Genomic DNA, 12,967 nt, shown 5'->3' with positions numbered 1-12,967 from the left:
CTCGTCATCCCTCCAGGGCCAGGCCACGGCCCGCCAGTTCGGCGATGTCGAAGATGCCCTCGGTGGTGGCCTCCACCTCGAAGACGGAGCGCTGGACGGGCGGGAATCCGATCAGTTCGGCGGCCCTGGCCGGCAGCGGAACCGCCGCGGCCTCCGCCGACTCCCAGAGCAACACGGCGCCCCAGCGGTCGCTCCTCCGGTCGGATATCCAGAACTTCAGGCGCAGCCCGGGAATCGTGGCGAACCGGTCCACCGCCTCGTCGCGCAGAAACGCGCGGAGCGATTCGACGGTCTGGTCCGAGTCCCGCAGATCCCACCAGACGACCGCGGCCTGCATACGCGTGACACCTCCGGAATTCGATTCTTCGTGCCGTTTTAGCGGGTGTTTTGTTTCCCGGGTGAACGGCCATTCTTCGGTTGTCATCTAGTACGGTAATCCCCAGCTCAGGGCGGTACAACGGGCCGGTGATAAGACATTCTTCTCATGATGCGAACAATAAGAAACAGTGATCGTAAAAGGTTTCAAGCGGGAATGAGCGGGCGTCGGAAAACGGCCGGTAGGGATAGGGGAAATGTTGAGGACCGGCTCCGGTCTTTCGCCGGGGCCGGTCCTTTTCATCGGTTTCTTCGTATGTGAATCAGCGGTCAGCCCTTTTTCGCCTCCGCGATGGTGCGGGCCATCCGCTCGATGCTGGCCTCGTCGAACAGGTCGTCGATGTCGACGTCGGCGTCGAAGACCTCGCGGATCCGCTCGGTCAGGCGGGCCGCGCGCAGGGAGTCCCCGCCCAGCTCGAAGAAGTTGTCGAGGATGCCGATGCCTTCGAGTTCCAGCGTCTTCGCCCAGATCTGCTGCAGGGACCGCTCGATGTCGTCGCGCGGCTCCTGGTAGGGGCTGCCGACGTCCGGGCGGGACCGGGGCGGCTCGGGGAGCGCGGTCCGGTCGATCTTGCCGTTCGTCGTCGTCGGGAGACCGCCGATGACGTACGCCGCCGGCACCATGAACGAGGGAAGCGTCTGCTGCAGCGCCGCCCGGACGTCCCGCACCTCGGGGACGGGCCCGGAGCCCGGCTCGATGTAGGCCACCAGCTGGACGTCTCCCTGACCGTCCTTCTTGGCCAGGACCGCCGCCTGGCCGACGCCCGGCTGGGCGGCCAGGACGGCCTCGATCTCGCCGAGGTGCACCCGGTTGCCGCGGACCTTGATCTGGTTGTCGGTACGGCCGACGATCTCGATGCTCCCGTCGGTCCAGTAGCGCGCCACGTCGCCCGTCCGGTACAGCACCGGGTGGCGGACCTGGTCCATCGGGTTGGCGAGCCACTTCTCCGCGGTGGCCTCGGGCCGGCCCAGATACCCCTGCGACAGGCTCTCCCCGGCCACGAAGATCTCGCCGACGACTCCCGGCGGGAGGACTTCGAGGTTCTCGCCGAGCACGTACGCCTTGACGTTGGGCGTGGGCCGGCCGATCGGGGGCAGGCGGTGGGCGCGCCCCTCCTCGCCGAGGTCCACGCCGAGCTGGGTGATGTCGCACGTGGCCACCACCGTCGCCTCCGCGGAGCCGTACAGGTTGAACACGTGGAAGGGCAGGTCGGCGGAGGGCCACGACTGCACGCGCTCGCCGCAGATCCTGATGTTGACCAGCTCGGTCTCGGCGGGCCAGTGAAGCGTCCACAGCCGTTCGGCCATGGCCTTCATGAGCAGGGTGTGGGTGATCCGCTCCGAGACGAGCCAGTCGCGCAGCCACTCGGGCGACGTCACGACCGACGGTTCGGGGATGTGGACCGTGGCGCCCGCGGCCAGGACCGAGAAGCACTCGACCTCCACCATGCCGTAGCCGGGCGCCGCCAGCCACGTCCCGCGGGACTTCTCGGTGATGCCGCAGATCACGCGCATGCTGTAGATGAGGTTGCGGGCCGCGCCGTGCGGCACCATGACGGCCTTGGGCACCCCCGTGGAGCCGGAGGTGTAGCAGATGTGGATGAGGTCCCCGGCCTCCACCCGCTCGCCGACCGGGGTGGTGGGCTCGTCGCGCCAGTCCGCGTCGTCGAGCGAGAGCACCGGGCAGATCCCGGACACCGTGGACTCGTGGGCCGTCATGGTCAGCACCACCACGGCGGAGGCGTCCTCGATCATGAAGCGGACGCGGTCGTCGGGGAACTCGGGGTCCAGCAGGATCGCCGCCGCCGCCGTCTTGAAGCAGGCGAGCTGCGCGATCAGGCTCTCGGCGCCGCGCGGGAAGCAGACCCCGACCCGGTCGCGGGGGCGGACCCCCGCCGAGGCCAGCCGGTGGGCGAGCTGGTTGGCCTGGTCGTCGAGCTCGCGGAAGGTCAGACGGCCACCGGGCCAGGCCACCGCGACCACGTCGGGCGTCCGGCGCGCGATGTCCGCGACGACCTCGTGGAAGAAGAGGTCGGGCACGGGCTCGTCGGTCCTGTTCCAGTCGACCAGGATGCGCCGCGACTCCTCCTCCGTGAGCAGGGCGACGTCCCGCAGCGCGACGGCCGGGTCGGCCGCCAGGGCGTCGAGGACCCGCCCCAGGTGCAGCGCGTACTGGGCGGCGGCGTCCGCGTCGAACTCCGCCCCGGACATCACGAGCTCGAAGCCGCCCTCGTCCCGGACGAGCACGGTCAGCGCGGCACGCGGGCCCGCCTCCTCGCCGTTCGCGAAGCCGTCGTTCGCGGGGACGCCGTTCGCGGGCGCGTCTCCCGTGAAGACGACGGCGTGACAGGCCTCGCCGTCGAACGGCTCCGCCCGCGCGGCGGCGATCGCGGACAGCAGGTCCGCGGCGGTCGTGTCCCCCGACACCCGCAGCCGGACGGTCCCGGCCGGACCCCGTCGCGCCCGCCGTCCGATCAGCAGCTCGGTCTCCCCCGTGTAGCGGTGGAGCAGACCGGCCAGGGCCGCCACCGCGAACGTCTCCCGGTGCGGGACGGCCTTCTCGGGGACGGGGATGGGGTGCCGGTGCGGCTCCCCGTTCGGGTCGTCACCGGCGGGACGGGCGAGGGGAAGCGACGAGTTGGTCGTTTCCATGGGAATCGTTCCTCTCGAGATAGCGTGGGACAGGGGCTCAGGCGAGGGCCGGCAGCGAGGCGGGGAGAGCGGCCTCGGCCAGCAGGGGGGTGTTCTCGGCACCGGCCCGCCGGAGGGAACGCCCGGTCTCGGCGGCCTCGGCGAGCTCCTCGACCATCCGGGTGGTCTGCTCCCAGTCCACGCAGGCGTCGGTCACGCTCTGCCCGTACGCGAGGCGGTCCGTCCGCCCCAGGACCAGGTCCTGCCGGCCGGCGGCCAGGAAGCTCTCCAGCATGATCCCGGCGATGCCGGTCTCCCCGCCGGCGATCCGCCGCGCGATGTCCGAGGCGACGTGGGGCTGCCGCTCGTGGTCCTTGCCGCTGTTGCCGTGGCTGGCGTCGATGAAGAGGCGCTGGGGCAGTCCCGCCTTCCCCAGCAGCTCGAGGGCGTTCGCCACGTCGGAGGGTCCGTAGTTCGGGGCCGTGCTGCCGCCGCGCAGGACGACGTGGCACTCGGGGTTCCCGCTGGTGGCGACGATCGAGGCGACGCCCTCGTCGTCGATGCCCGGGAACACGTGCCCCTTGGAGGCCGCGACGATGGCGTCGACCGCGTCCTCCACGTGGCCGCTCGTCGCGTTCTTGATGCCGACGGGCATGCTGAGCCCGCTGGTGAGCTGCCGGTGCACCTGGCTCTGGACGGTGCGGGCACCGATCGACCCCCAGGACACGGCGTCGGAGAAGTAGAGGGGGGTCAGCGGGTCGAGGAACTCGCAGCCGATCGGCAGGCCGGTCTCCAGGACGTCCACCATCAGGCTTCTCGCCAGGCGCAGCCCGCTGTTGAGGTCGTGCGAGCCGTCGAGGTGGGGGTCGCTGATGAGCCCCTTCCAGCCGAGGCGGGTCCGCGGCTTCTCCATGTAGACCCGCATGACGACCACGAGCGAGCCGGACACCTGCCGCGCGAGGTCGGACAGCCGCTCGGCGTAGGTCAGGGCGGCGCGGGGGTCGTGGATGGAACACGGGCCGGCGACCACGACGAGCCGGTCGTCCTGGCCGCTCAGCACCTGGGCGACCTCGTACCGGCCGTTGAGGACGGTTTCCCCGGCGGCGGGCGACAGCGGGATCTCCTCCCGCAGCGTCGCGGGCGGGAGAAGCGGCTCGACCGGGGTGACACGGGAGTCGAGGGAGGGGGTGGGAGACGCGTCGGGGGTCTGGGTGACGGTCATGACGGGGTTCCTTCCTGTGGAGTGATCAGGCGTCGCGCGCCTCGAGGACGGCCGCGGAGAATGTGAATCCCATGCCGGTGCCGATGAGGAGCACCCGGTTCCCAGGCTCCAGAAGATCCTCTTTCAACAGGTGGTCCAGGCCGTAGAGCTGGTCGGCGGGGCCGAGGTGGCCGATCGTGAGCCCGAGCTCGGCCAGGGTGTTACCGGGGACGGCGTCCAGTGGCCGTACGAAGCTCTCCTTGAACAGGGCCCGCCCGACGAACGGCGTGACGAGCCAGTCGATCCCGTCCATGGACAGGCCGGCGTCGGACAGCGCCCGGGAGACGACGCCGGCGGTCCCGGCCGCCGACCTGGCGCGGACGTCGCGCAGCGACAGTTCGCCGCGGGCCAGGAACTCCCGGGTCCTGCGCCTCATGTCGGGCCGCGGCTCGGGGGCCGTACGGAACGGCTCGTCGCCGCGTGAGAGGCCTTCGAGGGCCGCGTCGGTCTCCGACGCGCAGGACAGCAGCCTCAGCCGGCCACCGCCGCGGGTGACCACCGCCGACGCGGCGCCGTCACCGAAGACCATGCCGGGGGAGAGGTACCAGCGGTCGGTGGGCGGGGCGAACCGGTCCGCGACCGTGATGAGGGCGGAGGGGAGCTCGGGGCGTCCCGCCAGCATGCTCGCCGCGATCTCCAGGCAGGCCAGGGAGCCGTTCGACGCCGCCGAGACGGTCATCGGCATCCCGGCCATCCGGGTGCCCAGCAGTTCCCCGCCGATCCAGCAGGCCGCGGGCCACATGTCGACGCCCTGGAAGTGGCTGTGGCTGTGCAGGTAGAGCGTGTCGGGACCGATCTCCGTCCCGCAGGCCGCGGCCTCCTTGAGCGCCTGCCTTCCCGCGGTCACGGCCATCTCGGGGGGAGCGTCCGCGGACTGGGAGACGGAGACCATCCCGGTGCTCTCCGCGACCTCGGCCGAGTAGGAGCCGTCCTCGACGGCCCGGCCTATCGGCACCAGGTCGCCGAGCGTGCCGCCCGTGCCGGAGATCCAGATGTCATCGAATCGCATCGCTGAGCGTCCTTTCCGTGCCGGAGGTGCCGGAGGTGCCGGAGGTGGCGGCGGCGCCGGAGGTCTCGGGGACGTCCCACAGGTACTCGCCGCCCGCGGTGACGTGGATCGGCCCGCAGATCCCGTCGAGGATCCGCCGGACGCTGCGGAGCAGCACCCGTCCGACGGCCGTGTCGATCGCGCCCGCCAGGTGCGGGACGCTCGTGGAGTAGTCCACCTGGAAGGTGACCTCGCAGCCCTCGGAGAGGTCCTCGGTCGTCCAGGAGCCCCTGAACTCGTGGAAGTCGCCGGTGACCTGCTCGAACTCGATCCGGTACGGCTGCGCGCCGATCAGGTGGCGGCTGTGCTGGACCCACTCGGCCGTGCCGCCGCGGAAGGCGAGGACCCACTGGCGGAGCCCGCCGCCGAGGTCCTCGACGGAGAGGATGTCCGGGGCGCACGACGGGAACGCCCGGTCGTCGCCGAGCTGCTCGATCAGATCCTCGGCCGAGCACCACACCTTGGCCTTAAAAATGCGAGATGTCATGGTATTTACTCCGTATCGGTCGCCGGGCGGACGATGCTGACGCCCTGCAGGTGCGAGGCGCGCAGCATGAGGTAGTTCGCCTCCCCGAAGGCGCCGCCGGTCAGGCCGGTCCCGCCGTGGGTGGGAAGGAACGGCAGGAAGCCGGCGTGCGAGTCGTTGATCTTGAGCTGGCCGCCGCTCGTGACCCCCTCGGCGAACCGGTCGATCACCGAGGGGTCGGCGGCCCAGAAGGAGTTGCGCAGGCCGTACGCGTTGCCGTTCACGAACTCGATGACCCGTTCCAGCAGGTCGTCGTCCGTCCCGCCGGCCTCGGGGACGATGACCGGCAGGAGGGGGAAGAACGTCTCGTCGCGTACCACCCACAGCGACCTGGAGTCGCGGAGCCCGTCGACCCGCAGGATCGTCGGCTCCAGGAAGAACCCGGTCTCCGACGCGGATCCGTCCGCCTCCAGGCGGCGGCCGCCGTGGACGAGCGTCGCGCCCTGCCCGAGCGCCTGGGCGACGCAGGCGTGGAACGCGTCGACCATCAGGACCGGGGTGAGCACGACGCCGCGCTCCTCGGGGTATCCGGGCTGGATCTTCTGCACGGCCACGGTCAGCCGCTCGACGAGCTCGTCGGCGATCGCGGGGTGGGCGACCACCTGGTTGGGCACGTTGCAGATCTGGCCAGACTGCGTGAAGAACTGCGTGAGGCTCTCCACCGCGACGTCCAGGTCCGCGTCGTGCCAGACCACGAAGCAGTCGTTGCCCGCGAGCTCCAGGATGGGCTTCTTGCCGGCCGCGACGCAGTCACGCTCCAGGGCCAGGCCCTTCTTGCTGCCCCCGATGTAGACGATGTCGTCGACGTGCTCGCTGGCCAGCCAGGCGTCGAGCATGGGCGGCCCGCAGAGCGCGTTGAGCGTGCCGGGGGGCGCGCCCGCCTCCTCGAGCACCGGCGCCACGATCTCCCGCATCGTGTACATGACCGCGAGCGGGATCCCGCGCGGCGCGCGCACCACCACGGCGTTGCCGGCCAGGAGGGCGGTGACGCCGAACAGGGCGTTGGCGACCGCGGCGTTCTGCGGCGGGTTGACGCAGACCACCCCGTCGGGGACGCGTCGCAGGATCATCTCGCGCTCGCCGTCGTGCCGGTCGAAGCGCATCTGCGCGGCGCACCATCCGAGCGTCTCCCGGCTCCAGCCGGTGAGGGGGATCCCGTCGACCATGCCCTCGGCGAGGGAGCGGGGCTGCCCCTCGGCGACCAGGATCTCGACCAGCTCGTCCCGGTGCTCGGCGAGGCGTTCTGCGATGCGGTACCCGATCTCCATCCGGGTGGCGAGCGGGAAGCGGGCCCATTCGGGGGCGGCCCGGGCCGCCGATTCGAGGGCCAGCTCCACCATCGCCTCGTCGGCGACGGCACACGCTCCCGCGACGACGTCCCCGGCCGATTCGATGTCGACGACGCCCAGGTCAAGGTCGCGCTTGAGCCTCAGGCTGGAGAAGGTGTCCTCCAGGACGGCCCGCGTGGTGACCGTGTGGACGTACTTCCCGCTGTCGCCGGTGATGTCCCTGCCGCCGATGTAGGCGGGATAGACCCTGGTCGTCACGTCGTTTCCCTTCGCGCCCCGGATTTCTCGGTCGGATTTGTAGTTACCAGCAATTACGCTAAGGCGGTAACAGGGGTGGAACAACGGGGGTGCGATAAGACCTGCTTCTCGGGATGCGAACGCGAACCGTGGAGCGCGCGGTACTACAAACAGATTCCGGCTCGCCGATCGTGTCCGTGCCGTCGTGGCCGGGCGCCGGTGGGGCGGGAATCTCGGCGAGGCGTGTCGAATCACCGATACTGCACTACCGGTAAACATTTTTCGGTAGTAACCTTGTCAGGGTGAAGCGACAACCGGGAGACAGAGCTGTGGCGCCGGGCCCGCTCGCGCTGGTGCAGGCGTTCGTCAACAGCGTCAACGTGGAGTTCGGCCCTGACCGTTTCGCCACCGCGGAGGGCCTCGCCACCTGGCTGGAACGCAACGGCCTCGGCGGCCCGGGGGTGGAGCCGGGCGAGCTGGATCGCCGTGACGCCGTGATCCTGCGGGAGGCGCTCCGCGCGCTCCTGCGGGAGAACAACGGCGGGCCCCCCGACCCTCAGGCCCGCCGCACGATCGAGCACGTCGCGCGCGCCTGCCCGCTCGTCGTGGGGTTCGACGGGGAGGCCGGGACCCTCGGCCTCCGGCCCGCGCTGACCGACGTGCGCGGGGCCCTCGCCACGGTGCTGGCGTCCGTCGCCGATGCCGTCGCCGACGGTTCCTGGCAGCGCCTCAAGGCGTGCGGCGAGCACCGATGCGAGTGGGTCTTCTACGACCGGTCACGAAACCGGGGCAGCAGGTGGTGTTCGATGTCGGTGTGCGGGACGCGGGCCAAGATGCGCACCTACCGCGAGGCGAAGCGGGCGCACAACGAGATCGGGTAGACCGGACGAGCCGGGTGGAGGCGGCCCGGCCGCCTCCACCCGGCTCGTCCGGTCGTGTCACCGATCCGGTCGCGCCTCGTCGGGGATCACGGTGCGTTCTCCCGGCCGAGGAGCTTTCTCGCGACGACGAGCTTGGTGGCCGCCGCGGTGCCGTCCGCGAGCTGGAGCCCGATGACGTCCCTGAGCCGCTGCGCGATCGGCCCGTCCTCCGACCAGCCGAGGTGGCCCATGGTCAGCAGGGACTGGTGAACGGCCTCCATCGCCGCCTTCGGCGCCCACCACTTGGCCATGTTGGAGGGGAGCCGCGGGTCCAGGCCGCCGTCGGCGCGCCACAGCGCCTCGTACGACACCAGCCGTGCCGCGTGGAGCATGGTCGCGTGCTCGACCAGGGGGAAGGCGACTCCCTGGAACCTGCCGATGGGCTCGCCGAACGCCTCCCTGGCGCCCGCGTGGGCGACGGCCTCGTCGAGCGCGGCCCTGCCGACCCCGAGTGCCATCAGCGAGATGAGCGCCCGCGAGACGCCGAACCCTCGCATGACCGCGGCGAAGCCGAGTCCCGGTCGCCCGACCACGTCCCGGGGGCCGACGCGGACGCCGTCGAGGACGAGCCTGCCGCGCCCGCCGGACCGGCAGCCGAGGTCGGAGAGGACCCCGCGGCTCACCCTGGCCTCGTCGAGCCGGACGTAGAAGGCGGTGATGCCGTGCGCCCCCTGCTCTCCGGTGCGCGCGAAGACCAGGCCGTGCGTGGCGTAGGCGGCGAGCATGATGGAGGTCTTCTCGCCGTTCAGCACCCATCCGTCACCGTCGGGCTCGGCGCGCATCTCGATGCCCGCGGCGTCGGTGCCGTGGCCGGGCTCGGTGAGGCAGAGCGCGACGATCGCCTCGCCGGTGGCGATCGGCGGCAGCCAGCCCGCCAGCTGCTCCGGCGTGCCGTTCGCGGCCAGGACACCGCCGATGAGGGCGGCGTTGAGCACGGGGTAGCAGACCGACAGGTCCGCCGCCGCCAGCTCCTCCAGGGCGATGCCCGCGCTCACCGCGTCGAGCCCGCGCCCTCCGTACTCCTCGGGGACGCGCAGCGAGAACAACCCCTCCTCGCCCATCTCGGCGAGCAGCCCGGAACGGTAACCGCGTCGCACGTCGCTCTCGTGGCGGTACGGGGCGACCCTGTCGGCCGCGAACTCCCGCACCCTCTTGGCGAGCGCCTGCTGTTCACTGGTGAATTCGAAGTCCATGACCTGTCCTAAGCCCGGAGCCGGTCGCGCAGGGCGAATTTCTGGATCTTTCCGGAGGGGGTTCTCGGCAGCGACGGCACGATCTCCAGCCGCTCGGGCCAGTACTGCTTGGCCATGCCGAGGCCGGCGAGGTGGCCGCGCATGTCGTCGATGGTGAGCGGGGGATCCGACGGCGAGTCCGCCGTGACGAGGATCGCGCAGGCGCGCTCGCCCAGCCGGGGGTCCGGGTAGCCGACGACGGCCACGTCCTTGACGGCGCGGTGCCGCAGCAGGGCCGCCTCCACCTCCACGACGGGGATGTTCTCGGCGCCCCGCATGATGACGTCCTTGACCCGGCCGGTGATCCGGATGCCGCCGTGGCCGTCCTCGCGGGCCAGGTCCCCGGTGTCGAACCAGCCGTCCTCGGTCAGCGACTTCGCGTACACCTCGGGGCGGCGGAAGTAGCCGAGGCACTGGGCGGCGCCGCGGACCTGGAGCAGGCCGGGCTGCCCAGCGGCCACCGGCCCGCCCTCGCGGCCGACGATCCTGACCTCCATCCCCGGTACCGGGGTGCCGTCGCTCTCGGCCGCGCGCATCGCCGGGTCCTCGGGGCGGGTGATCGTCACGCAGCCGTTCTCGCTCATGCCCCACAGGGCGTACACCCGGCAGCCGAGGACCTCCCGCGCCTCCTCCACCAGGAGCGGCGCGATCGGCGCGCTGCCCGTGGCGAACGTCGCCAGCGCGGACAGGTCCCTCGGGGAGGCGCGCTGCGCCTCGATGAGGTCGGAGAGGAACGTGGGCGCGCCCATGAAGAACGTGACCTTCCGCTCCTCCAGGATCCGCAGCATCAGGGCCGGGTCCCACGCGTCCACCTGCACGGCCGTCGCGCCGAGGATGAGCGGCATGAGGAAGTTCCAGGTGTAACCGGCCTGGTGGGTCGTGGGGGAACCCATCGCCGTCACTTCCCTGATCGTCAGGTGAAGCACGTCGGCCTGCGCCCTGTTCATCGAGTACAGGGTGTTGTGGCTGTGCACGACGCCCTTCGGCTCACCGGTCGTGCCGGAGGTGAACACGATCTGGGCGGGGTCGTCCGGTCCGGCCTCGAGGGCGTCGAGGGCCTCGATCTCCTCGGGGGAGGGATCGGGGCCGAGGAGGTCGCGGTCGAAGTCGAGCGCGCCGCTCATGCCGCCGCCGCGACCGCTGCCGCCGCCGAGCAGCACCCGGTGGCGCAGGCCGGGGACGGCGCGGGCGACCTCGGCGCTCATGTCCGCGTACGAGAAGCCGCGGAACTCGGCCGCCGCGATGTACACGGGGCTGGCGGTGAGCCCGGTCATGAACTCGACCTCGCGCCTGCGCATGATCGGCACGACCGGGCCCGCCACGGCGCCGATCCGCGCGCACGCGAGGATCGACGCGACGAGCTGCCACGAGTTGGGCAGCTGCAGGGTCACCACGTCACCGCGGCCCACGCCCAGCCGCACCAGGCTCACCGCGAGGCGGTCGACACGGTGGGCGAGCTCGGCGTAGGTCACCGTCTCGGCGACGCCGTCGCGGTAGCAGACGAGCGCCTGCTTGTCCGGGTGGCTGGCGGCGGAACGCCGGAGGTCGTCGAGGACCGTCTCGTCGCGCCACCAGCCGGCGGACCGGAAGTCGTCCTTCATCGGGGGTCCCTCCTCGGTCTGCCGAGGGCCGTCCTGGCCCGCGCGGCGACGGCCTGGGGGGTGATGCCACCCCGCTCCAGGAGATATCTCTGGCCACCGGAGACCGGCACGAACGCGTCCGGCATCGCCACCCGGTGCACCCTGACCGGCAGGATCTCGGAGAGGCTCTCGGCGACGGCGGCCCCGAAGCCCCCGGCGCGCCAGTGCTCCTCCACCGTGACCACGACGCCGGTCGCGCTCGCCGCGGCGGCGAGCGTGGCCGTGTCCAGCGGCTTGACCGTGTGCACGTGGATCACGGACGCCGCGATGCCGTCGCGCTCCAGCAGGTCCGCGGCGTCGAGGGCGGCGAGCACCGGGTACGGGCCGCAGGCGGCGAGCGTGACGTCGGCCCCCTCCCTGAGGGTCCGCGCCTGCCCGAGCCGTACGGGCGGGCCGTCGGGAAGGTCGGGGGTGGCGTTGCGGCCCAGCCGGAAGTAGACGGGGCCCGGCAGGACGAGGGCCTGGTGGAACAGCTCGTCGGTGGTGGCCGCGTCGGCCGGGACGATGACGGTCATGTTCGGCAGGTTCCGCATGACGGCCAGGTCCTCCAGCGAGTGGTGGGTGGGGCCGAGATGACCGCCCGACACCCCTGAGTGGGTCGCGGCGATGCGGACGGGCAGGTTGTTGAGCGCGATGTCGACCTTGACGGCCTCCAGGGCGCGGGTCGAGGCGAACGCCGCCATCGTGTTCACGACGGGCACGCGCCCCTCCTTGGCGAGCCCGGCCGCGGCGCCCATGAGGGTGTGCTCGGCGATGCCCAGGTTGAGGTACCTGTCGCCCGCCTCGCCGAAGTCGACCCCGCTGAACAGGCCGGTGTCGCTGTCCAGGCAGATCAGCCGCTCGTCCGCGGGCATGAGTTCCACGAGCACGTCCCGGTAGACCTCACGGGACGAGCGCGTCTTCAGTGTGGTGGCGGTCATCGCCGCTCTCCTTCCGAGTCGGCGCGTAGGTCTTCCGCGGTGGCGCGCAGGGCGGAGAGCGCGCGGCGGTGCTGCCGGTCGCCCAGCTTGGCGTAGTGGCTGCGTGCCTGCCCCTCGATGAAGGGCAGTCCCTTGCCCTTGACGGTGTGGGCGATGATCAGGGTGGGCCGCCCCCGCTCCGGCGGCGCGGTGAACGCCGAGGTCAGCGCGTCGACGTCGTGGCCGTCCACCTCGTGGACCCGCCAGCCGAAGGCCCGCCACCGGTCGGCCAGCGGCTCCAGGTCGCCGACGGACTCCGTCTCGCCGGTGATCTGGAGGCGGTTGCGGTCGACCACGGCGGTCAGGTTGTCCAGCCCGTGGTTCGCGGCCACGCTCGCGGCCTCCCAGACCGAGCCCTCCTGGAGCTCGCCGTCGCCCATGACCACGAAGCACCGGCGGCCGGAGCGGCCGAGCCTGGCCGCGAGCGCGACCCCGACGCCCAGCGCCAGGCCGTGGCCGAGAGAGCCGGACGGCATCTCCACGCCGGGAATCTCGGCGTGGGGGTGGGCCATGAAGGAGCTCCCCGGCAGCGCGTAGTCGGCGAGCCGCTCCTCGGGGAAGAAGCCGGCCTCGCAGAGGGTCGCGTAGAGGGCGATGCCCGCGTGTCCCTTGCTCAGCAGCAACATGTCCCGGTCGGGCGAACCCGGGTTCCGGGGGTCGATGCGCATGATCTGGAAGTACAGGGTGGCGAGGACCTCGACGAGGGACATGGACCCCCCCAGGTGCCCGCCCTCGGGACTCGCGCACATGTTCACGATGTGTTCCCTGATCCGGCCCGTCACCGCGGCCGGATCGGTCATCTCGCCCGCCGGGGTCGTGCCCGGCAGGATGGAGGTGCTGCTCACGTCT

General features: G+C 71.7%; 11 protein-coding genes. 1 reads left to right on the top strand and 10 read right to left on the bottom strand.

Annotated elements, in window-relative coordinates; genetic code table 11:
• Positions 1 to 4 precede the first annotated feature (4 nt).
• The 6 genes from ACTOQ3_RS01475 to ACTOQ3_RS01450 form a co-directional block, all read right to left on the bottom strand.
• The gene (locus ACTOQ3_RS01475; protein WP_344745356.1) at positions 5 to 337 is read right to left on the bottom strand and encodes a hypothetical protein; all 333 of its coding nucleotides are present in this window, start codon (positions 335 to 337) and stop codon (positions 5 to 7) included.
• Positions 338 to 645: 308 nt separating this feature from the next.
• Entirely contained in the window at positions 646 to 3,027 is a 2,382-nt protein-coding gene (locus tag ACTOQ3_RS01470; protein WP_440081532.1) for a non-ribosomal peptide synthetase, read from the bottom strand.
• A gap of 37 nt (positions 3,028 to 3,064) precedes the next feature.
• Positions 3,065 to 4,228: a 3-deoxy-7-phosphoheptulonate synthase gene (locus ACTOQ3_RS01465; RefSeq protein WP_440081531.1), complete on the bottom strand. Its 1,164-nt coding sequence runs from the start codon at positions 4,226 to 4,228 to the stop codon at positions 3,065 to 3,067.
• 25 nt (positions 4,229 to 4,253) lie between these two features.
• The gene (locus ACTOQ3_RS01460) at positions 4,254 to 5,276 is read right to left on the bottom strand and encodes a ketoacyl-ACP synthase III family protein (protein WP_440081530.1); all 1,023 of its coding nucleotides are present in this window, start codon (positions 5,274 to 5,276) and stop codon (positions 4,254 to 4,256) included.
• Positions 5,263 to 5,802 carry a type II toxin-antitoxin system RatA family toxin gene (locus ACTOQ3_RS01455; protein WP_440081529.1) on the bottom strand — a complete coding sequence of 180 codons (540 nt, stop codon included), beginning with the start codon at positions 5,800 to 5,802 and terminating at the stop codon, positions 5,263 to 5,265. Before ACTOQ3_RS01455 ends, ACTOQ3_RS01460 begins: the two co-directional genes overlap by 14 nt.
• A 5-nt stretch (positions 5,803 to 5,807) precedes the next feature.
• Positions 5,808 to 7,388 carry an aldehyde dehydrogenase family protein gene (locus ACTOQ3_RS01450; protein ID WP_440081528.1) on the bottom strand — a complete coding sequence of 527 codons (1,581 nt, stop codon included), beginning with the start codon at positions 7,386 to 7,388 and terminating at the stop codon, positions 5,808 to 5,810.
• A gap of 281 nt (positions 7,389 to 7,669) precedes the next feature.
• Between ACTOQ3_RS01450 and ACTOQ3_RS01445 the strand changes: the two genes are divergently transcribed.
• Complete coding sequence (locus ACTOQ3_RS01445) at positions 7,670 to 8,248, top strand: CGNR zinc finger domain-containing protein (RefSeq protein WP_440081527.1); 579 nt, start codon at positions 7,670 to 7,672, stop codon at positions 8,246 to 8,248.
• An 86-nt stretch (positions 8,249 to 8,334) separates the two neighbouring features.
• On the opposite strand, the gene ACTOQ3_RS01440 is transcribed toward ACTOQ3_RS01445, so the two are convergent.
• From ACTOQ3_RS01440 to ACTOQ3_RS01425, 4 genes are read right to left on the bottom strand one after another with little or no spacing between them, the layout of a single operon-like run.
• Positions 8,335 to 9,480 (bottom strand): acyl-CoA dehydrogenase family protein, encoded by a 1,146-nt coding sequence (locus ACTOQ3_RS01440; protein WP_440081526.1) that lies wholly within the window; start codon positions 9,478 to 9,480, stop codon positions 8,335 to 8,337.
• Between the two features lie 8 nt (positions 9,481 to 9,488).
• Entirely contained in the window at positions 9,489 to 11,120 is a 1,632-nt protein-coding gene (locus tag ACTOQ3_RS01435; RefSeq protein ID WP_440081524.1) for an AMP-binding protein, read from the bottom strand.
• Positions 11,117 to 12,079, bottom strand: a complete 963-nt coding sequence (locus ACTOQ3_RS01430) for a transketolase family protein (protein WP_440081523.1) — start codon at positions 12,077 to 12,079, stop codon at positions 11,117 to 11,119. The genes ACTOQ3_RS01435 and ACTOQ3_RS01430 overlap by 4 nt, the downstream gene beginning before the upstream one ends.
• Positions 12,076 to 12,963 carry a transketolase gene (locus ACTOQ3_RS01425; RefSeq protein WP_440081522.1) on the bottom strand — a complete coding sequence of 296 codons (888 nt, stop codon included), beginning with the start codon at positions 12,961 to 12,963 and terminating at the stop codon, positions 12,076 to 12,078. Before ACTOQ3_RS01425 ends, ACTOQ3_RS01430 begins: the two co-directional genes overlap by 4 nt.
• Between the last annotated feature and the right edge of the window lie 4 nt (positions 12,964 to 12,967).

Origin of the sequence: Streptosporangium sp. LJ11, assembly GCF_051918945.1 — a bacterium.
Lineage (GTDB): Bacteria > Actinomycetota > Actinomycetes > Streptosporangiales > Streptosporangiaceae > Streptosporangium.
The sequence above is the reverse complement of the archived record's forward strand: the minus strand, read 5'-3'. Positions and strand labels throughout refer to the sequence as shown.

Excerpts from the sequence above, each read along its gene's own strand:
- ACTOQ3_RS01460 (WP_440081530.1), bottom strand. The coding sequence starts at position 5,276 with ATGCGATTCGATGACATCTGGATCTCCGGCACGGGCGGCACGCTCGGC.
- ACTOQ3_RS01475 (WP_344745356.1), bottom strand. The coding sequence starts at position 337 with ATGCAGGCCGCGGTCGTCTGGTGGGATCTGCGGGACTCGGACCAGACC.
- ACTOQ3_RS01430 (WP_440081523.1), bottom strand. The coding sequence starts at position 12,079 with ATGACCGCCACCACACTGAAGACGCGCTCGTCCCGTGAGGTCTACCGG.
- ACTOQ3_RS01435 (WP_440081524.1), bottom strand. The coding sequence starts at position 11,120 with ATGAAGGACGACTTCCGGTCCGCCGGCTGGTGGCGCGACGAGACGGTC.
- ACTOQ3_RS01455 (WP_440081529.1), bottom strand. The coding sequence starts at position 5,802 with ATGACATCTCGCATTTTTAAGGCCAAGGTGTGGTGCTCGGCCGAGGAT.
- ACTOQ3_RS01465 (WP_440081531.1), bottom strand. The coding sequence starts at position 4,228 with ATGACCGTCACCCAGACCCCCGACGCGTCTCCCACCCCCTCCCTCGAC.
- ACTOQ3_RS01470 (WP_440081532.1), bottom strand. The coding sequence starts at position 3,027 with ATGGAAACGACCAACTCGTCGCTTCCCCTCGCCCGTCCCGCCGGTGAC.
- ACTOQ3_RS01440 (WP_440081526.1), bottom strand. The coding sequence starts at position 9,480 with ATGGACTTCGAATTCACCAGTGAACAGCAGGCGCTCGCCAAGAGGGTG.